This window comes from Nocardia aegles (genome assembly GCF_052545135.1).
On record NZ_JBQWRI010000011.1, the window covers coordinates 93,586 to 111,560 of the forward strand.

Sequence of the window (17,975 nt, forward strand, 5' to 3'; positions counted from 1 at the left end):
ACCTCGACGGTGACGTGCGGGTCCTTCCGCAGGTTCGCGTACCAGCTCGAAGATCCGGCGCAGTGCGGGACGCGAATCAGTGCTCGTCGAAGTGGCCGTCGTGCGCGGCGTGGCGGTGGCCGTCGTGCACGTAATCGACGTGGTCGCCGTGCTGGACGGCCTCGTGGCCGCAGTTGGGGCCGTGCCGGTGCGGGTGATCGCGGCATTCGGTGTGCTCGGAGCGCTCGCACTCGTCGTAGTGACCTGCGTGTTCGCGATGGAGATGACCATCATGGGCGTAGTCGATGTGATCGCCGTGCTGGAACGCCGTGTGCCCGCAGCCCGGGCCGTGCACATGATCGTGGCCGGTGTGCTGGGCGTGTGCTGTGGTCATCGAATTCCCCTCTCTCTCCTTGCGCGGATAGCTGGAATCCTGACGACAAATACATTAGCAGCTGCGCATCAATTCAGATTGCCGTCAGTGTGCTGAACCGCCTCAGAGCACTTGGGCGAGGAACCTCCGCAAGCGCGGGGTCTGGGCGTCGTCGAACAAGGCGTCGGGCGTGCCGGTCTCCACCACCTGCCCCTGGTCCATGAACACCACGCTGTCGGACACCGTGCGGGCGAAACCCATCTCGTGGGTCACCACGACCATCGACATACCGCCGGAGGCGAGGTCGGTGATCAGGCCGAGCACGCCCTTCACCAGCTCGGGGTCCAGCGCCGAGGTGGCCTCGTCGAAAAACATGATCTCCGGCCGCATGGCCAGCGCCCGCGCGATGGCGACGCGCTGCTGCTGCCCGCCGGACAGGTTCGCGGGACGCGAATCGGCCTTGTCGGCCAGACCGACGATCTCCAACTGTTCGACGGCCAACGCTCGCGCCTGGTCCTTGGACAGGCCGCGCAGTTTGCGCGGACCCAGCGCGACGTTCTCCGCGACGGTCTTGTGCGGGAACAGGTTGAAATGCTGGAACACCATGCCGATGCGCTGACGCAACCGGTCCGGATTCTCGGTGAGCACGGACTTGCCGTCCAACAGCACGTCGCCCTGATCGGGCTCGTACAACCGGTTCAGCACCCGCAACAGCGTCGACTTGCCCGACCCGGACGGACCGATGACGGTGACGGTCTTGCCCGCGTCGACGTGGATGTCGATTCCGCGCAGCACGTGGTTGTGCCCGAGCGTCAGATGCAGTCCGGTACCGGTGAGAGAGGCACTCATCTATCCGCGCCCTTCCGTGATCGTGGCCGCCTCGACCTGGTCGATCGGCCGGTCGGGTCGGCCGGTCCGCATCCGGCGGTCGATGTAGTTGACCAGGTGGGTGAGCGGAATGGTGAGCAGCAGATAGACCAGCCCGGCGGCCACCAGCGGTGAGAGATTCCCGGTCTGCGCGTTGAGATCGCGGCCCACGGCGAACAGCTCGCGCTGGGTGGCGAGCAAGCCGAGGAAGTAGATCAGCGAGGAATCCTTGATCAAAGCGATGAACTGGTTCATCAAAGCGGGAAGCACCCGGCGCACGCCCTGCGGGATCACCACCAGCGTCATCGCTCGGCGGTAACCGAACCCGATGGCGCGCGCCGCCTCCAGCTGACCGGCCTCGACCGATTGGATGCCGGAGCGGAAGATCTCACCGATGTAGGCCGAGGCGAGCAACGCCAGCGCGACCGCACCCAGCCAGTACGGGTTGTTGCCGGTGAGGTTGCGCACCACCGGACCGACGCCGAGACCGATCAGCAGGATGATCACCACGGCGGGCAAGCCGCGGAAGATATCGGTGTACACCCGCGCGGGCCAGCGCAACCAGCGGGTCCGGGAAATACCGGCGACCGCGAGCAGCATGCCGATCACGGTGCCGAGCGCACCCGAGAACACGGCGAGGATCAGCGTATTGGGCAGGCCGGTCGTCAACAGATCGGGAAAAGCCTTGCGGTACAACGACCAGTCGAAGAACGTGTCCCGCAATTGCCGCAGCGTGGATTTCGGCGCGTTCTGCTCCGTCTCGTCCTTGTGCTTGCCCGCGGCGAGCGCGGCGAAGTCCGGCAGCTGCGGCGCGGGCGCGGCCCGCGAGCCCGGCTTCCAGCCCGGCGGCAGCTCCCGTGGCACCCACTCGGTGTAGAGCCTGGCGTAGGTGCCGTCCGCGATCACCGCGTCCAGACCGCTGTTGAGCGCGTCGATCAACGGCTGGTTGTTCTTGGCGACCGCGTAGCCGACGAAGTTGTCCAGGCTGAAGGTGTTCTGTGACACCGAGGTTCCGTCACCCGGTTTGATCGCGCCTTCGGCTTGGGCGGACGGAGCCACCCAGGCGTCCACCTGGCCGGACTTCAGGTTGGCGTAGGCGGTGTTGTAGTCCGGGAACTTCACCGGGTCCAGATGCAGCTGGTTCACCACGAACTCGTCCTGCACGGTGCCCTGCACCACCGCGATCCGCGTGTTCCGGTTCAGGTCGGCGAACCCCTTGATCGCGCTGCCGGTCGGCACCACCAGGGAGAAGTAGCCGAAGTCGTAGCCGTTGGTGAAGCCGACCAGCCCGCGGCGCGCATCGGTGGTGGTGATGTTGGATGAGCCCACATCGAAACGGCCCCCGGATACCTGGGCGAGCAGCCCGGCGAACTCGGTGCCGGAGAACTCCACCTGGAGGCCGAGCTTCGCGCCGATCGCCTTCAACAGCTCGTTGTCGAAGCCGGTGAATGTGCCCTGCCGGTCGACGCAGATGCTGGGCGGGGCGTCGGAGAGCGTGCCGACGCTGAGCTTGCCCGGCGTGATCAAGCCGAGTTTCGAGACGTCGATCGAGGTCAGCGGCGCGGTGGTCGCGGTGGTGTAGCGGTCGCTGCCCGCGGCGGCCGAGGAGGCCAGATTGGTCGGCGCGGCCGAGGCGGCGGCCGGGCCGGGCGGTGCGCAGAGATTGCGCGCCGTGGCCGCGTCGTCGGAGCCGGAACCGCACGCCGTCACGCTGAGACCGACGGCAAGCAATATCACGGCGATCAACGCGCGAGACCGCACAGCGGGCAGAACAGCCATGACGGACAACCCTAGTGGGCGCGGTCGGACATCGTCCGCCGATGGCATCCCCATGGCCGGAGCGGACACCGCCGTCGCGCAACGACCAGCGCTCAGGCCAATCCGCTCACCGGTTCCGGGTTCACCTCGTCGCGCCATCGCACGGCCTTCTCGACCTCGCTCAGGTCGTAATCCGGTCCACTGGCCCCGATGGTGAAGGTGGTCACTCCCGCGTCGACGAACGCGGGCGCCTTCTCCAATCCCGGCCACTGCACCGAGCGCTCGATGCGCGCCTGGTCGGTGCCGACCGCGGCGCAATGCTCGGCGAGCACCTTGTTCTTGTGCGCGAGCACGTCCAGGTCGGCGAAGGTGTGCCACATATCGGCGTACTGCGCGACCAGCCGCAAGGTCTTCTTCTCGCCACCGCCGCCGATCAGAATCGGCAGGGCGCGGGTCGGGCGCGGATTGAGCTTCGGCAGCCGGGCGCTGATCCGGGCCAAGGTCTCCTTCAGCAGTTCCAGCCTGCTGCCCGCGGTGCCGAATTCGTAGCCGTACTCGGCGTAGTCCTTCTCGAACCAGCCCGCGCCGATGCCGAGGATGAGCCGCCCGCCGCTGATGTGGTCGACGGTGCGCGCCATGTCGGCCAGCAGGTCCGGATTGCGGTAGCCGCCGCCGGTGACCAGCGCGCCGATCTCCACCCGCTCGGTCTGTTCGGCGAACGCGCCCAGCATTGTCCAACACTCGAAATGCGCGCCGTCGGGATCGCCGGTGAGCGGGTAGAAGTGGTCCCAGTTGAACACGATGTCGACGCCCGCGTCCTCGCACCGCAACACCGCGTCCCGGATGAGCCGGTACTCCGGCGCGTGCTGCGGCTGTAGCTGGACTCCGATACGAACTGGCCGACTCATGGCATTCTCCTCGTCGCTCGCCCCACCCCGGCCCCGAGGCTACCGGCGCGCCGCGGTTGCCGCAGGCTGCCACACGATGCTTCCGACTTACCCGCGCGCGCTTCGTCGCAGGATTCCACCGCAGGCAGGCGCTCGATTCGGCACCGACGATGACGGTCGGCCCGCCGGTTCGCAGCATGTGCGCGAAAGCGCAGCTCAGATGCCTGCCGCAGTGGCACGTGGCTCGTCGCCGACCCGCCCGATAGGATCGCCGGACCCTTACTCGGATCGTCCGGCACGTTCCTGCCGGGATGGGATGTGAATTCGTCATGGCCACTGTGACCTTCGACAACGCGACGCGGCTGTACCCCGGTGCCGCCCAACCCGCGGTGGATCGGCTGAATCTGGAGATCGAGGACGGCGAGTTCCTCGTCCTGGTCGGTCCCTCCGGCTGCGGGAAGTCGACCTCGTTGCGCATGCTCGCCGGGCTGGAGGAGGTCGACGGGGGCCGCATCCTGATCGGCGACGACGACGTCACGCACGCCGAGCCGAAGGAACGCGATATCGCCATGGTGTTCCAGAACTACGCGCTCTACCCGCACATGACCGTCGCGGAGAACATGGGCTTCGCGCTGAAGCTGGCCAAGGTGGCCAAAGCGGAGAAGGAGAAGCGGGTTCTGGAGGCGGCCAAGCTGCTGGACCTGGAGCCCTTCCTCGAACGCAAGCCGAAGGCGCTGTCCGGCGGGCAGCGTCAGCGGGTGGCGATGGGCCGCGCCATCGTGCGCCAGCCGCGGGTGTTCCTGATGGACGAGCCGCTGTCCAACCTGGACGCCAAGTTGCGCGTGCAGACCCGCACCCAGATCGCGCAGTTGCAGCGCAGGCTCGGCACCACCACGGTGTACGTCACCCACGACCAGGTCGAGGCGATGACGATGGGCGATCGGGTCGCCGTGCTGAAGGACGGCCTGTTGCAGCAGTGCGCCACTCCGCGCGACCTCTATCGCGATCCGGCCAACGTGTTCGTCGCGGGGTTCATGGGCTCGCCCGCCATGAACCTGTTCACTCTTCCGGTCACCGACGGCCGGGTGGAACTGGGCGGGCACGCGATCGCGCTGCCGCGCACGGTCGCGGACGAGGCGGGCGGCACCGTGACGGTCGGCATCCGCCCGGAGCACTTCGAACTGGGTAACGGTTCCGGCATCGAGATGGAGGTCGACGTGGTGGAGGAACTCGGTTCCGACGCCTACATCTACGGCCGCACCGTCGCCGAAGGCGCGGGCGAAACCATCGTCTCGCGGGCGGACTGGCGCAATCCGCCCGCGAAGGGCACCCGGCTGCGGCTGGCCACCACGCCGGAGCACGTCTACTTCTTCCACACCGACGGAGCCCGGCTGAACTGAGCCCACCGCCGGGGGTGCGCGGATCGCCGCCCGGACGAGCGGCCGCACAGCTCTCCGCTCGATCCACGGCCGGGTCGATCACCGTGACATCGCCGCTCGGTCGTCCGGCATCCCCGGCTCACGTGTGGTCGCGTCGTCGCCGGTGGACGGCCCGGCCGTCCGGCTCGGCGCCGCGCGGCGGCATCAATCCGTCACATCCGATCGACGACGTTCGCGCCGCTGCCGGACATACTCCTCGTTGAGCCGTACGCCCAATTCCTCGAGCTCGATCTCGCGGCCGGACTCGCTGCGCACCTGCACCCGCACCGGAGCGCCGCTCGCCTCCTCGACCAAGAGCAGGGGGGCGGGCCCCGGCTGCAAGTAGGCGTCGCCCCACTGCATGAGTGCCAGCACGGCGGGCAGTAGATCTCGTCCCATCCGGGTGAGCACATACTCGTGCCGGGTGCGCTTGCCCTCCTCCTGGTACGGCCGTTTCGCGAGCAAGCCCGCCTCGGTGAGCTTGCGCAACTGAGCCGCCGCGGCCGCGTCGGTGATGCCGACCCGGCTGGCGAACCCGTCGAACCGCCGGGTGCCGTAGTACGCCTCGCGCAGGATCAGCACCGCCGAGCGGGTGCCGACGATGTCCATCGCCTTGGCGATCGAGCATTCCTCGGCCTTCCACGCGCCGAGATCCGCCAACGGTCCTTCCATCACTGCTGCCATGACGAACATCATACCGATGCTGACTTGTGTCAACTATTGCCAGGCGTAATCTGACTATGTGTTGATAGAGCCAGGCATGGCGGCCCGGCTCTCGGTCCGGAAGGAAGCACCATGAGAGACGCGGTGATTGTCGAAGCGGTACGCACGCCGATCGGCAAAGGAAAGCCGAACGGCGCGCTGCACGACGTCAATGCGGTTGATCTGCTGGCCCACAGCCTGCGCGAGGTGGTGAACCGCAGCGGCATCGATCCCGCACTCATCGACGACGTGATCGGCGGCGTCGTCACCCAGTTCGGCGAGCAAGGCGCGAACATGACCAGGCGAGCCGCGCTGGCCGCCGGATATCCCGAATCCGTCCCGGCGACCACCGTCGACCGGCAGTGCGGCAGCAGCCAGCAGGCGATCCACTTCGCCGCGCAAGGCGTGATCGCGGGCGCCTACGACATCGTGGTCGCCGCGGGCGTGGAGTCGATGGGCCGGATTCCCATGGGCGCCAATCTGGTCGGTTCGCACGACATCTCCGGCGTCGGCTTCGCCGAGCGATACCCGGACGGGCTGGTAAGTCAGGGCATCAGCGCGGAACTGATCGCGGCGAAGTGGGGACTCACCCGCACCCAACTGGACGAGTTCGCGCTCGCCAGCCACGAGAAGGCCGCGCTCGCCACCAAGAACGGCCTGTTCGCGCGGGAACTCGCGCCGATCAACGGACTCACCGCCGACGAGGGCATCCGGGTCGGCAGCACGCCGGCGACGCTGGCCGCACTCCGTCCCGCCTATTACGACCCGGCCATGGCCGCCCGCTTCCCGCAGATCGGCTGGGACATCACGGCCGCGAACGCCAGCCAGGTCAGCGACGGCAGCGCGGCGGTGCTCATCATGACCAGCGAGCGCGCGAAGGAACTCGGGCTGACGCCGCTCGCCCGGCTGCACAGCTTCGCGGTGGCCGGTGACGACCCGCTGCTGATGCTCACCGCGGTGATCCCGGCAACCAGAAAAGTCCTGCAACGGGCCGGTTTGCAGCTATCCGACATCGACCTGATCGAGATCAACGAGGCGTTCTCGCCGGTGGTCCTGGCCTGGGCGCACGACACCGGGGCGGACCTGGCGAAGGTCAACGTCAACGGCGGCGCGATCGCGATCGGACACCCGCTCGGCGCGTCCGGCGCACGCCTGATGACCACGCTGGTCCACGCCATGCGGGACCGCGGAGCCCGCTACGGCCTGCAAACCATGTGCGAGGCAGGCGGCCTGGCCAACGCCACCATCGTCGAAAGGTTGTGACCCGCAGCGTCACCAGGAGACGAGCACCACCGCGATCAGGAAGCCGACCAGCCAGGACTCGAGGATCAGCGGGACCGCGATCAGCGGGGTCCAGGCGATCGGCTTCCGATCGCGCACTTTCTCCAGGGCCGAGACGACCGCCGCCAGCACCGACGCCACGATGCCCGCCCAGGCGATCACTTGCGCCCACGGCAGGTACCCGACGCCTCGGCCGTCGTGTCCGTCGCGCACGAGCACTTCGTAGAGCGGGACGAAAGCGGCCATCACCCAGCCGAATCCGAGGACGATCAGCGAACCCAGCGCCACGCGCAAGGCATCGGCCGTTCGCCGCCGGATGTGCCACGCCATTGCTTCAGCATGACCGTTCCACGGCGGCACGGCATCTCAAACGCCGGTGTACACCTGGGACGCGAGCGCGACGCCGCCGGCGAAGGACGCGACGATCAGCACCATCGCCAGCACCGGCCAATACCACAGGTACCAGCGCTTGATCGCGGCCAGAATAAGGATCGCGGTGACGCCGACGATCGCGAGCGCCGTCCCGCCCCACGACACCACGAACGCCCAGCCGAGATAATCGGCGCGGCAGTTGTCCTGACCGCACGGATCGGCGGCGAAGGCGAAGAAGACGGTGCAATAGGCGGCGGCCAGACCGAGGACAACCGCGACGCAGTACAGCACGATGGCGAGTACGACATCCCAGGTTCGTACCGGCCGCTGCCCTACCGGCGGCAAGGGAGGCGCGCCGTAAGGCCAGGGCGGCGGGGTGCCGGTGTGGATCATGACGCCAACGATCCCGTCTCGCGCGCCTCGCCGACTCCGGGAAACTACTCGAGTGCCCCTGCGCAATCCCCCGGTCGGCCGCCGTGGCCGAATAAGCTGGTCGGCGATGAGCGACTCCGCAGCACAGAACATCGTCTACGCCATTCCGATGCGCACCCGTTTCCGTGGCATCACGGTGCGCGAGGGCATGCTGATCCACGGGCCGCTCGGCTGGGGCGAGTTCTGTCCGTTTCCCGAATACGACGACCGAGAGGCAGCCGCCTGGCTGGCCACCGCCATGGAGCAGGTGACGACGGGCTGGCCCGAGCCGGTGCGGGATCGCATTCCGATCAATTGCACCGTCCCCGCGGTCGACCCGCAACAGGCGCACGCGATCGTGGCCCGATCCGGCTGCCGCACCGCGAAGGTGAAGATCGCCGACCACCCGGAATCGCTCGCCGAGGATCTGGCCAGAGTGGAAGCGGTGCGCGACGCGCTCGGCCCGAACGGCGCGATCCGGATCGACGCCAACGCGGTCTGGGACGTCGACACCGCGGTGCGCCACATCCAGCTGATCGACAAGGCCGCGGGCGGGCTGGAGTACGCCGAACAGCCGTGCCGGACCATCGAGGAACTCGCCGCCGTGCGCCGCCGCGTGGACGTGCGCATCGCCGCCGACGAATCCATCCGCCGCGCCGAGGACCCGATGCGAGTCGCGGTCGCCGGGGCCGCCGATATCGCTGTCCTCAAATGCACGCCGCTCGGCGGAGTCCGCCGCGCCCTGCAGGTGGCCGAGGCGGCCGGGCTGCCCTGCGTGGTCTCCTCCGCCCTGGAGACCAGCGTCGGCCTCGCCGCGCAGCTGGCCCTGGCCGGCGCGCTCCCCGAACTCGACTTCGCCTGCGGCCTGGGCACATTGAGCCTGCTCACCGGGGATGTGACGCGCGGATCCCTGCGTGCGGTGGACGGCTACCTCCCGGTCTTGCGCACGCCACCCGAGCCGGAACCGGAACTGCTGGAAAGCCATCGCCACCCCGACGCCGACCGCACCGCGTGGTGGCAGGATCGCCTGGCCCGCGCCACCGCCCTGCTCCGGCCGGCGCGATAGCGCGACTCACTCGCTGATTCACACCGTCGGCGGCGGACTCACCCGATCCGCACGCCGCAGCCGAGCATGGTGGTGCGCAGCAGCAACGCCGCCTCGGGGCCGATGACGCCGTCGACCAGTTCCACATAGCGGTCGCAGAATTCCGGGCCGTGCGCGGCCACCGACGCGGGCGTGGACCCCAGGTGATGCGCCAGTTCGTGCAGGATCACCAGTTCCCGCAGGGCCCAAGCGGTGCCGCCGGTGTGCAGGGGTACTGCAAGGACGTTCCCGGCCGCCTCGTAATGCGCGGCCGTTGTTCCGGCGCGTGAGCGAACGCGCACCGCCACGGCGGCCTGCTCCCAGCGCGCCCGTACCCAATTGAGCGCGAGCACCTTGTCCGTATAACTCTGCACCGATTCCACCGAGGCGAACCGGCGCTCGATCGGCAACGTGAGCTGTGAACCATACAGCTCGACGGTGCGCACACCGTGCTCGTCCGCGCGATCGAACACCCCGCGTACCAACTGCTCGGCGTCGTAGACCTTGGCACGCTGGCTGTCGCGCGCGGTCATCGCCGCGCGGCCGATCCGACGGTGGGCATCGGCTGGTCGCCGAGTAGCGCCGACCGAACCCGGGCAGACGCTCGCCCAGGGCATCCCGTGACATTCACGCTGGTCAACCGCCCTCGGATGAGGTCAACTTCCCACGGGCCGCAGGCAGTTCGGGAGAAGTGCCGATCCGCGCGGCCCGGCCCGCGCGATCCCCCGCCGCCCTCGCCGCCGCCGAATGCCCCGTCGACGCCTGCGGCCCGCGCCAGGTGCCGCGCGCCTCAGACGTCTTCGCGTAGAAGTCGGTGAGTTCGATCTCCTTGTTCCGCAACGCGAGCGCCGTCCCGGCCGCCTCCGCGTCCCGCGGCAACACTTCGGCTTCGACCTCCGCCTTCACCTCCGACAGCCGCCGCCCGATCCGCGCCGCGAACGCCATCTGGAAATTCAGCCGCGCCGTCACACCCGCGACCGGCGCCTGCACCCGGCGTCGCACCTGCCGACCCCACCGCTTCTCCACCACGATCTTCTCGACGGTGGCCGATCGGTAAGCGCCCGACTTGATGTACTGATCGGACGCGCGCACCATCTGCACGAGCAGACTGGCGTAGAGCGCCTCGCAGGTATCGATATCGGAGTCGAACCCGTAGGCGTAGACCTGCGTCGAAGTCCGGGCAACGTCACAGCGCACGTCGTTCGCCGCCGCGATCGCGACGAAAAGCTGGACATAGGTGCGCAACCCGCGTTTGCCCGGCTCACCGATCGGAATGATCCGCTGCACCGGCGTGGGCTTGCGCTCGCGTCCCACGATGTGCGCCCGCGCCACGGCGAGGTCGATGGACGACTTCGTGGCCAGCCGTTGAGCCGCGGCGAGAAACGCTTCGGCCTCGTGTTCGTTGTCCGTGGACTCGGCCTTGCGCAGCAGCCCACCGATGCGTGTGAGCATCCGATCGGGAACCGCGTTCGGCGAAGACATCGCGCCCCAGCCTAGTGGGCGACTTCCGGCCACTGTCCCGCACGCCGGGTCGACACCATGTATCTTGCCTTGTGCACCGGCAGGGTGTGCTGCCGCTCACGAACGATCCTGGAGTGTTTGCGATGGCTGTGAAGAAGGTGACGTTCCTACGTTCGTCGCTCGTACCGCGGGCCGCGGTGGCCCTCGCCTCGGTCGGACTGCTGACCGCGACGTTCACCAGCGCCTGTTCCAGCGACAACAGTGGCAGCCCGATCAGCCAGAACCTCACCGGGCGCGGCCCGATCACCTACGTCGAGGGCAAGGACACCACCGAGACCGGCGCGGTCAAGCAGCTGATCGAGCGCTGGAACGCCGCGCACCCGGACGAGCAGGTGACGTTCAAGGAGCAGTCGAACGACGCCTCCCAGCAGTACGACGACCTGGTCGAGCACATGCGTTCCAAGCAGTCCAACTACGACGTGGTCGCCCTGGACGTGCCGTGGACCGCGGAGTTCGCCGCCAAGGGCTGGATCCAGCCGCTGAAGGACTCCTTCGCCATCGACACCAGCGCACTGCTGTCCCCGCCGGTCGCCAGCGCCACCTACAACAACACGCTCTACGCCGCTCCCCGCAACACCAACGGCGGTCTGCTGTTCTACCGCAAGGACCTGGTGCCGAACCCGCCCAAGACCTGGAACGAGCTGCTGGCCCAGTGCCCCATCGCGCGCCAGCAGAACATCGGCTGCTACGCGGGTCAGTTCGCGCCCTACGAGGGCCTGACCGTGAACGCGGCCGAGGTGATCAACGCCTACGGCGGCAGCTTCGTCGGCGCCGACGGCAAGACCCCCACGGTGAACAGCCCGCAGTCCCGCGCCGGACTGAAGGTCCTGGTGGACGCCTACAACAACGGCGACATCCCCAAAGAGGCCATCACCTTCAAGGAGCCCGAGTCCAGCAACGCCTTCGCGCAAGGCAAGCTGATGTTCCTGCGCTCGTGGCCGTCCACCTTCGGTGACGTCGGCAGCGAGGCTTCCGCCGTGAAGGACAAGTTCGCGGTCGCCCCGCTGCCGGGAGAGAACGGCGTCGGCGCCTCCACGCTCGGCGGCTACAACGCGGCGATCAGCGCGTACTCCAAGAACAAGGCCACCGCCCTGGACTTCCTGCGCTTCCTGATCAGCGAGGACGCCCAGCACATCGTCGCCGCGGGCGCACTGCCCTCGGTGCGCGCGTCCATGTACGACGACCCGGCGCTGATCGCGAAGATGCCGTACCTGCCCGCGCTCAAGGACTCCATCGCCAGCGCGGTGCCGCGCCCGGTGACGCCGTTCTACCCCGCCGTGAGCAAGGCCATCCAGGACAACGCCTATGCTGCGTTGAACGGAACCAAGTCCGTCGACGACGCGATCACCGGTATGCAAAAGGGTATCGAGACCGCCGGATCGTGAGCGGTTGAACGCAACGGACCCGACGAACCCGCAGGAGAGAAACGGTGTCGGATCCTTCGGGAACGGCGACTAGCGTGCCGAAAGACGAATTCGTCGCGGCCAGGCGCGGCTTCGCCGCCAGGTCGGCCCTGGAGCTTCGCCGCTCCGGGAAAGCGTGGCTGTTCGTCACCCCCGTACTGATCGCGCTCGCGGTCGTCATCGGGTATCCCGTGATCCGCGCGCTGTGGATGTCCTTCCAGAAGGACTCGGGGCTCGACCCGGCGACCGGCATGTTCGTCGAAGGCGGCAACGCCGGGTTCGCCAACTACACGCACTGGCTGCTGCAACAGTGCCAGGTCGCGACCGGCGAGACGGTGCCGTGCCCCACCGGCAACCTCGGCTCGCAGTTCTGGCTGGCCATCGGCGTCACACTGTTCTTCACGGTCGTCACCGTCGCGCTGGAGGCCACGCTCGGTCTCGGCATGGCCATGGTGATGGGCAAGACCTTCCGCGGCCGGGCGCTGCTGCGCGCGGCCGTGCTGATCCCGTGGGCCATCCCGACCGCCGTCACCGCGCGGTTGTGGGAGTTCATGTTCCAGTACGACGGCGTGGTGAACCGCGTACTCGGCACGCACATCCTGTGGACTTCGGACCCCTGGCCCGCCCGGATCGCGGTGATCGCGGCCGACGTCTGGAAGACCACGCCGTTCATGGCGCTGCTGCTGCTGGCCGGTCTGCAAGTGATCCCGGCCGACGTGTACGAGGCGGCTCGCGTCGACGGCGCCTCGGCCTGGCAGCGATTCACCCAGATCACGCTGCCGCTGCTGAAGCCCGCCCTGCTGGTCGCGGTGCTGTTCCGCACCATGGACGCGCTGCGGATGTACGACCTGCCCGCGATCATGACGCTGGGCAACCCCGCCACCCGCACGGTGTCGATCCTGGTGGTCGATCAGGTCCGGCAAGGCCCCAACAGCGCGGCCGCGCTGTCCACGATCACCTTCCTTTTGATCTTCGCCGTAGCGTTCGTGCTGGTGAAGATCTTGGGCGCCAACGCGGTTCGCACCCAGGAAGAGCAGCGGGAGGCGCACTGATGTCCGTGCAGACAGCGGAGAAGGCCACGACCAGCAAGCCCGCCGCGGCGCCCGTGCCGTGGACCAAGCGCATCGGCTCGGTACGGCTGTACCTGGGCGCGCTGATCGTGCTGGTCTGGGGGCTGGCGCCGTTCTACTGGATGGCGGTCACCGCCTTCCGCGATCCCGACTACACCTTCGACAACACCCCGTGGCCGACCCACGTCACGCTGGAGAACTTCCGCAACGCGTTCGACACCAGCCGCGGCAACGACTTCGGCAAGGCGCTGGTCAACAGCATCATCATCGGCTCGATCACGACGTTGATCGCGCTGGTGATCGGCGTGCTGGCCGCGTACGCGCTGGCCCGGCTCACCTTCCACGGTAAGTACGTGGTGTCCGGACTCATCCTCAGCGCCTCGATGTTCCCGGTGGTCGTCCTCGTGACACCGCTGTTCCAGCTGTTCACCAACCTCGGCTGGATCGGCGAGTACCAGGCGATGATCATCCCGAACATCTCGTTCGTGCTGCCGATGACGGTCTACATCCTCGCCTCCTTCTTCACCGAACTGCCGTGGGAACTAGAAGAAGCCGCGCGGATCGACGGCGCCACCAAACTGCAGGCCTTCCGCTTGGTGATGCTGCCCCTGGCCGCTCCCGCCGTATTCACCACCGCGATCCTCGCCTTCATCGCGGCGGTCAACGAATACCTGCTCGCCCGTTTGCTTTCCAGCGACAAGACCGAACCGGTCACCGTCGCCATCGCCCGCTTCTCCGGCAACAACCCGCTGGTGCAGCCGTACGCGGCCATCATGGCGGCGGGCACCATCGTCACCATCCCGCTGGTCATCATGGTGCTGATCTTCCAGCGCCGGATCATCTCCGGACTCACCGCGGGCGGCGTCAAGAGCTGAGTTGTCTGGCCGCGACTTCGTCGCGGCGTGTTCGCGGCCCCTTTATGGCTCGTGTTCGAGCGACCGCCGCTGGCGACTTCGTCGCGGACGCGGCGGCCGCTCGAACACGAGCCGGGCCGCGAACGGAACAGGCTCGGTCTCGCTTCGCTCGAAACCTGTGGTTGAGCTGGTGTGGTGGCGTTGGGGGATCGCCGTGGATAGACGATTTCGCCGTCTTGCCGGCGGGGGCCGTGCCCACGCGCGGTGCTGCAGGGCCGCGCGCCAGTGCGGTTGATGCGGCCGCACGGTACCCGGCCGGGCGACTGTCTACCAGCCGTACACCGAGAACTGCCTGCCCGCAGGGATCGACAGCAGCGTTGCCCGGCAGTACGCGATCATCTGATCGGGTGGCTCGGCGGGCGAAAACCATTCCAGCGCCCCGCCCGAAAAGGGGAAAGCCGGGCAGGGAACGAACAGGGTAAACTCTGTTTTTCGACGCTCTTTTCCGTTCGTGCAGGTGAGTTCGTCCGACGCTCCGGGAGGAGATGATCGTGAGCTCGTTCCGCAAACCGCGTGTACGCAGGCGTGGCGCCAAGGGGGCTCCTGGAACCGCACCGTATGCCTCGATCGCGGGCTGGACGGAGCGGCCGGGTGCGGCGAAGCGAAACGCGCGGGCGCGCCGCGAGCGCGAGGCGGCCCCCCGGAAAGCACGACCGCCCGCTGCGCGCCCGCCGCAGCCGGATCGACCGCCGCGCAGCCGGGCCGAGCGCATTCGCCGCCTGCTGCTGGCCCTGTTCATCCTCTTCGGCGTGCTGCCCGCACTGCTGTCGGTCCTGGCGTACTGGAGCGCCGAGATCCCGGATCCGACTGCGGTGCAGACGAATCAGGTCGCGACCGTCCTCGCCGCCGACGGCAGCACCGTGCTCACGAAAATCGTCCCGCCGGACGGGAATCGGACGCCGGTGCCGTTGTCCGAGGTGCCGCGGCCGGTGCGCGACGCGGTGCTCGCGGCGGAGGATCGCGATTTCTACACCAATCCCGGTTATTCGACTTCCGGTTTCCTGCGCGCCGCGCGAGACAACCTGCTCGGCAAGGACAACGCGGGCGGCGGATCCACGATCACCCAGCAGTACGTCAAGAACGCCTTCCTGGGCTCCGAGCGCACGGTCACCCGTAAGATGCGCGAGCTGATCATCGCGGCGAAGATGGCGCGGCAGTGGAGCAAAGACGACATCCTCGCCGCCTACCTCAACACCATCTACTACGGCCGCGGGTCGTACGGCATCGGCGCGGCGGCCCGGGTCTACTTCGACAAGCAGGTGAATCAGCTGACCCTCGCGGAGGGGGCGGTGCTCGCGGCGCTGATCCGGACGCCCTCGATTCTGGACCCCGAAACCCACCTGGCGGACCTGAAGGCGCGCTGGCGATACGTGCTCGACGGAATGGTCGAGATGGGCGCGCTCGCGCCGGGTGACCGGGACGCGACCACCTTTCCGCCGATCATCCCGCTCACCCAGATCCCGGACGAGAACGTGGCTCGCGGCCCGGAGGGCCTGATCCGCAACCAGGTGGTGCGCGAGTTGCGTGACTCCGGTATCAGCGAGCGCGACTTGAACAAGGGCGCGCTGCGGATCACCACCACCATCGACGCCAAGGCACAGCACGCGGTGCTGAGCGCGGTGCGGGACCGGCTCGGTGCGCAGCCGCCGGAACTGCGCACGGCGGTGGTGTCGATCGATCCGCGATCCGGCGCGGTCCGCGCGTACTTCGGCGGCTACGACGGCACCGGCTTCGACTTCGCGCAGGCGCCGTTGCAGACCGGCTCGGCGTTCAAGGTCTTCGCGGCGATCGCCGCGCAACAGCAGAGCATTCCGCTGTCCCGGGTGCTGGACAGCTCCCCGGTGACCGACCGTGGCATCCGGATCACCAATGTGGACGGCGAGTCGTGCGGCAAGTGCACCCTGGCCGAGGCGCTCAAACGCTCGCTGAACACCAGCTTCTACCGGCTGACCATGACGATGTTCGACGGTCCGCAAGCCATCGCGGACGCTGCGCACGCGGCGGGAATTCCGGAGGAACTGCCCGGCGTAGCGGGCAAGACCCTCACCGAGGACGGCGGCAAACCACTGAATGGGATTGTCCTCGGACAGTATTCGGTCCGGCCGATCGATATGGCCTCGGCGTACGCCACGATCGGAGCGTCGGGTGTCTACCACCGGCCCTATTTCGTGCAGCGGGTGGTGACCGGTGACGGACGGGTGCTTTTGGACCGTGGCGAGCAGAAGGTCGGCGAGCAACTGCCCGCGGGTCAGCAGCGCATCTCCAAGACAATCGCGGAGAACACCGTCGAGGCGATGCTCCCGATCGCGGCCTACTCCAACGGGCACGCGCTGATGAACAACCGCCCATCGGCCGCCAAGACCGGTACCACGCAGTTCGGCGCGAGCGAGCTGAACAAAGACGCGTGGATGATCGGCTTCACCCCGTCACTGTCCACGGCGGTGTGGATCGGAACCGATCAGCCGCAACCGATCCGCACCGCGCGCGGCGCCGACATCTACGGCTCGGGCCTGCCCGCCGACATCTGGAAACAGGTCATGGACGACGCGCTCGACGGCACCCCGATCGAACAGTTCCCGGGCGCGCAGGCCCCGGGAACGCAAGCCCCGGCCCGGCCGACTACGAGCAAGCCGCCCTCCGGCGGTCCCTACGACATCCTGAATCCTCCGCAGCCGTCACCGCAGCGCGAACCCGCCGTCACCATCCCGCCCAGCGCGCAACCGCCCAGCGAGGTGGAGATCTTCCCGGGTCTGAGCATCCCGGTTCCTGGATAGCGATGATGCTGTGACCTTCCGTGGCCCGGAGGAACGCACGACATGGCAGCATCGTTTGCCAGAGTGAGAGCGAACAGCGAGTGCGTCGAACGGGCCGACGCCGAAACCGCGAGAACGATGCGGAAGGATATGCGCCCGAGCGACGACAGCGCGGCGCGAGCGACGGGCCCGGAGGCGGTAGCCTGCGTCACCATGGAGGGCACCGGGGCCGACGCAAATCGAGGACAGACGAGACATAGGGGCTACGCCGGTGGATTTCAATGTCGTTGACCAACCCGAGACGCTGGTGGCGGGAACAGTGCTGCGCAGCCCCGCGCTCGCGGTCGAGGGGCCGCGTCGCGCGAAAGTCGAAGAGGCGTGGAAGCGCAACCTCGCCCGCACGCTGCCCGGGCCGCCGACCACGGCCTATGTCGACCACGCGCCGGAGATCAATTCGTACCTGACCCATATCGTCGGCTATCGCTGCCACAGCTTGGCCGACCTGCAGCCCGGGGACGTGCTCGCCCGGGTACCCGCCGGGCGCTTCGCCCGGTTCATCGCGGCCGGAGACAATCTCGGCGACACCATTGTGAGCATCTGGCGAGCGGTATGGGACGCGGAGGCCGCGGGGCGGCTCGTACGCGCTTACACCGGCGACTGGGAACACTATCCGGACGCGCGGACAGCGGAAGTTTTCGTGGCATTGGCAGACGATCAGGGCAACGGGTAGGAACAGACAGTGGATTTCGAGATCGTCACATTGCCGCAGAGCATGGTCGCGGGCCTGACCGTGCCGCTGGCCGGACGCGAGGTGACCGCGCGTGACCTGGACCTGGTGAACTTCACGTGGGATCGCTATCTGGCGCGGGAGAAGAACGTGCCGCGGGTGGCGGCCTACGTCGGCCAGAACGATCACGCGGTCGCCGTGCTCGGCTACGAGATCGGCGGGATGGACGAGTTGGACCCCGGCGATGTGCTCACCATCATCCCGCAGGGCCGCTACGCCAAGTTCGTCGTCGCCGACAAGCCCTACGACCTGCTGCGCACCGCCTGGGCACAGGTGGCGAAGGCCGAGAACACCGGAACCATCACCCGCTCCCACACCGCCGAGGTGGAGCGCTACACCGGCCCGGCCTCGGTGGAGGTCTACGTCTCGCTGGACTGACCGGGCAACCACAGTTG

At 68.1% G+C, this 17,975-nt stretch carries 18 protein-coding genes; 9 read left to right on the forward strand and 9 right to left on the reverse strand.

Translation table 11 applies throughout. The features are described 5' to 3' along the window. Window positions 1-76: 76 nt before the first annotated feature. The 4 genes from ACT89H_RS25215 to ACT89H_RS25230 all read right to left on the reverse strand — a co-directional run bounded on the left by ACT89H_RS25215 (window position 77) and on the right by ACT89H_RS25230 (window position 3,885). On the reverse strand, window positions 77-373 hold the full coding sequence (locus tag ACT89H_RS25215; RefSeq protein ID WP_445111134.1) for a hypothetical protein: 297 nt from the start codon (window positions 371-373) through the stop codon (window positions 77-79). 102 nt (window positions 374-475) lie between these two features. Beyond that, complete coding sequence (locus tag ACT89H_RS25220) at window positions 476-1,201, reverse strand: amino acid ABC transporter ATP-binding protein (RefSeq protein WP_445111135.1); 726 nt, start codon at window positions 1,199-1,201, stop codon at window positions 476-478. Beyond that, entirely contained in the window at window positions 1,202-2,998 is a 1,797-nt protein-coding gene (locus ACT89H_RS25225; protein ID WP_445111136.1) for an ABC transporter substrate-binding protein/permease, read from the reverse strand. Window positions 2,999-3,090: 92 nt separating this feature from the next. Then, on the reverse strand, window positions 3,091-3,885 hold the full coding sequence (locus ACT89H_RS25230) for an LLM class F420-dependent oxidoreductase (protein WP_445111137.1): 795 nt from the start codon (window positions 3,883-3,885) through the stop codon (window positions 3,091-3,093). A 308-nt stretch (window positions 3,886-4,193) separates the two neighbouring features. On the opposite strand from ACT89H_RS25230, the gene ACT89H_RS25235 reads away from it, so the two are divergent. Continuing rightward, window positions 4,194-5,264 (forward strand): ABC transporter ATP-binding protein, encoded by a 1,071-nt coding sequence (locus ACT89H_RS25235; protein ID WP_445111138.1) that lies wholly within the window; start codon window positions 4,194-4,196, stop codon window positions 5,262-5,264. 183 nt (window positions 5,265-5,447) lie between these two features. Here ACT89H_RS25235 and ACT89H_RS25240 read toward each other — a convergent pair whose 3' ends face one another. Next, on the reverse strand, window positions 5,448-5,978 hold the full coding sequence (locus ACT89H_RS25240; protein WP_445111139.1) for a winged helix-turn-helix transcriptional regulator: 531 nt from the start codon (window positions 5,976-5,978) through the stop codon (window positions 5,448-5,450). A 99-nt stretch (window positions 5,979-6,077) separates the two neighbouring features. Here ACT89H_RS25240 and ACT89H_RS25245 point away from each other — a divergent pair, with 99 nt between their 5' ends. Further along, a complete protein-coding gene (locus ACT89H_RS25245; protein ID WP_445111140.1) occupies window positions 6,078-7,247 on the forward strand; it encodes a thiolase family protein in 1,170 nt (389 codons plus the stop codon). 9 nt (window positions 7,248-7,256) lie between these two features. On the opposite strand, the gene ACT89H_RS25250 is transcribed toward ACT89H_RS25245, so the two are convergent. Together ACT89H_RS25250 and ACT89H_RS25255 are read right to left on the reverse strand one after the other, a co-directional pair. After that, window positions 7,257-7,595 carry a hypothetical protein gene (locus tag ACT89H_RS25250; protein ID WP_445111141.1) on the reverse strand — a complete coding sequence of 113 codons (339 nt, stop codon included), beginning with the start codon at window positions 7,593-7,595 and terminating at the stop codon, window positions 7,257-7,259. 36 nt (window positions 7,596-7,631) lie between these two features. Further along, a complete protein-coding gene (locus ACT89H_RS25255; protein ID WP_445111142.1) occupies window positions 7,632-8,030 on the reverse strand; it encodes a hypothetical protein in 399 nt (132 codons plus the stop codon). Window positions 8,031-8,136: 106 nt separating this feature from the next. Between ACT89H_RS25255 and ACT89H_RS25260 the strand changes: the two genes are divergently transcribed. Further along, the gene (locus ACT89H_RS25260) at window positions 8,137-9,114 is read left to right on the forward strand and encodes an o-succinylbenzoate synthase (RefSeq protein ID WP_445111143.1); all 978 of its coding nucleotides are present in this window, start codon (window positions 8,137-8,139) and stop codon (window positions 9,112-9,114) included. Window positions 9,115-9,152: 38 nt separating this feature from the next. Here ACT89H_RS25260 and ACT89H_RS25265 read toward each other — a convergent pair whose 3' ends face one another. Next, the gene (locus tag ACT89H_RS25265; protein WP_445111144.1) at window positions 9,153-9,665 is read right to left on the reverse strand and encodes a TIGR04338 family metallohydrolase; all 513 of its coding nucleotides are present in this window, start codon (window positions 9,663-9,665) and stop codon (window positions 9,153-9,155) included. A gap of 103 nt (window positions 9,666-9,768) precedes the next feature. Further along, window positions 9,769-10,614, reverse strand: a complete 846-nt coding sequence (locus ACT89H_RS25270) for a DUF2786 domain-containing protein (protein WP_445111145.1) — start codon at window positions 10,612-10,614, stop codon at window positions 9,769-9,771. A 122-nt stretch (window positions 10,615-10,736) separates the two neighbouring features. On the opposite strand from ACT89H_RS25270, the gene ACT89H_RS25275 reads away from it, so the two are divergent. The 6 genes from ACT89H_RS25275 to ACT89H_RS25300 all read left to right on the forward strand — a co-directional run bounded on the left by ACT89H_RS25275 (window position 10,737) and on the right by ACT89H_RS25300 (window position 17,958). Continuing rightward, window positions 10,737-12,038 (forward strand): ABC transporter substrate-binding protein, encoded by a 1,302-nt coding sequence (locus ACT89H_RS25275; protein ID WP_445111146.1) that lies wholly within the window; start codon window positions 10,737-10,739, stop codon window positions 12,036-12,038. Window positions 12,039-12,112: 74 nt separating this feature from the next. Further along, the gene (locus ACT89H_RS25280; protein ID WP_445111147.1) at window positions 12,113-13,108 is read left to right on the forward strand and encodes a carbohydrate ABC transporter permease; all 996 of its coding nucleotides are present in this window, start codon (window positions 12,113-12,115) and stop codon (window positions 13,106-13,108) included. Then, complete coding sequence (locus tag ACT89H_RS25285; RefSeq protein ID WP_445111148.1) at window positions 13,108-14,001, forward strand: carbohydrate ABC transporter permease; 894 nt, start codon at window positions 13,108-13,110, stop codon at window positions 13,999-14,001. The genes ACT89H_RS25280 and ACT89H_RS25285 overlap by 1 nt, the downstream gene beginning before the upstream one ends. A gap of 524 nt (window positions 14,002-14,525) precedes the next feature. Then, window positions 14,526-16,814: a transglycosylase domain-containing protein gene (locus ACT89H_RS25290; protein ID WP_445111149.1), complete on the forward strand. Its 2,289-nt coding sequence runs from the start codon at window positions 14,526-14,528 to the stop codon at window positions 16,812-16,814. A 250-nt stretch (window positions 16,815-17,064) separates the two neighbouring features. Beyond that, window positions 17,065-17,523, forward strand: a complete 459-nt coding sequence (locus tag ACT89H_RS25295) for a GyrI-like domain-containing protein (RefSeq protein ID WP_445111150.1) — start codon at window positions 17,065-17,067, stop codon at window positions 17,521-17,523. 9 nt (window positions 17,524-17,532) lie between these two features. Next, on the forward strand, window positions 17,533-17,958 hold the full coding sequence (locus tag ACT89H_RS25300; RefSeq protein ID WP_445111151.1) for a GyrI-like domain-containing protein: 426 nt from the start codon (window positions 17,533-17,535) through the stop codon (window positions 17,956-17,958). The last annotated feature ends 17 nt before the right edge of the window (window positions 17,959-17,975 follow it).

Bases quoted from the DNA above. Each gene is read 5' to 3' on its own strand.
- ACT89H_RS25215 (WP_445111134.1), bottom strand. From the start codon at position 373: ATGACCACAGCACACGCCCAGCACACCGGCCACGATCATGTGCACGGC.
- ACT89H_RS25220 (WP_445111135.1), bottom strand. From the start codon at position 1,201: ATGAGTGCCTCTCTCACCGGTACCGGACTGCATCTGACGCTCGGGCAC.
- ACT89H_RS25225 (WP_445111136.1), bottom strand. From the start codon at position 2,998: ATGGCTGTTCTGCCCGCTGTGCGGTCTCGCGCGTTGATCGCCGTGATA.
- ACT89H_RS25230 (WP_445111137.1), bottom strand. From the start codon at position 3,885: ATGAGTCGGCCAGTTCGTATCGGAGTCCAGCTACAGCCGCAGCACGCG.
- ACT89H_RS25235 (WP_445111138.1), top strand. From the start codon at position 4,194: ATGGCCACTGTGACCTTCGACAACGCGACGCGGCTGTACCCCGGTGCC.
- ACT89H_RS25240 (WP_445111139.1), bottom strand. From the start codon at position 5,978: ATGATGTTCGTCATGGCAGCAGTGATGGAAGGACCGTTGGCGGATCTC.
- ACT89H_RS25245 (WP_445111140.1), top strand. From the start codon at position 6,078: ATGAGAGACGCGGTGATTGTCGAAGCGGTACGCACGCCGATCGGCAAA.
- ACT89H_RS25250 (WP_445111141.1), bottom strand. From the start codon at position 7,595: ATGGCGTGGCACATCCGGCGGCGAACGGCCGATGCCTTGCGCGTGGCG.
- ACT89H_RS25255 (WP_445111142.1), bottom strand. From the start codon at position 8,030: ATGATCCACACCGGCACCCCGCCGCCCTGGCCTTACGGCGCGCCTCCC.
- ACT89H_RS25260 (WP_445111143.1), top strand. From the start codon at position 8,137: ATGAGCGACTCCGCAGCACAGAACATCGTCTACGCCATTCCGATGCGC.
- ACT89H_RS25265 (WP_445111144.1), bottom strand. From the start codon at position 9,665: ATGACCGCGCGCGACAGCCAGCGTGCCAAGGTCTACGACGCCGAGCAG.
- ACT89H_RS25270 (WP_445111145.1), bottom strand. From the start codon at position 10,614: ATGTCTTCGCCGAACGCGGTTCCCGATCGGATGCTCACACGCATCGGT.
- ACT89H_RS25275 (WP_445111146.1), top strand. From the start codon at position 10,737: ATGGCTGTGAAGAAGGTGACGTTCCTACGTTCGTCGCTCGTACCGCGG.
- ACT89H_RS25285 (WP_445111148.1), top strand. From the start codon at position 13,108: ATGTCCGTGCAGACAGCGGAGAAGGCCACGACCAGCAAGCCCGCCGCG.
- ACT89H_RS25290 (WP_445111149.1), top strand. From the start codon at position 14,526: ATGATCGTGAGCTCGTTCCGCAAACCGCGTGTACGCAGGCGTGGCGCC.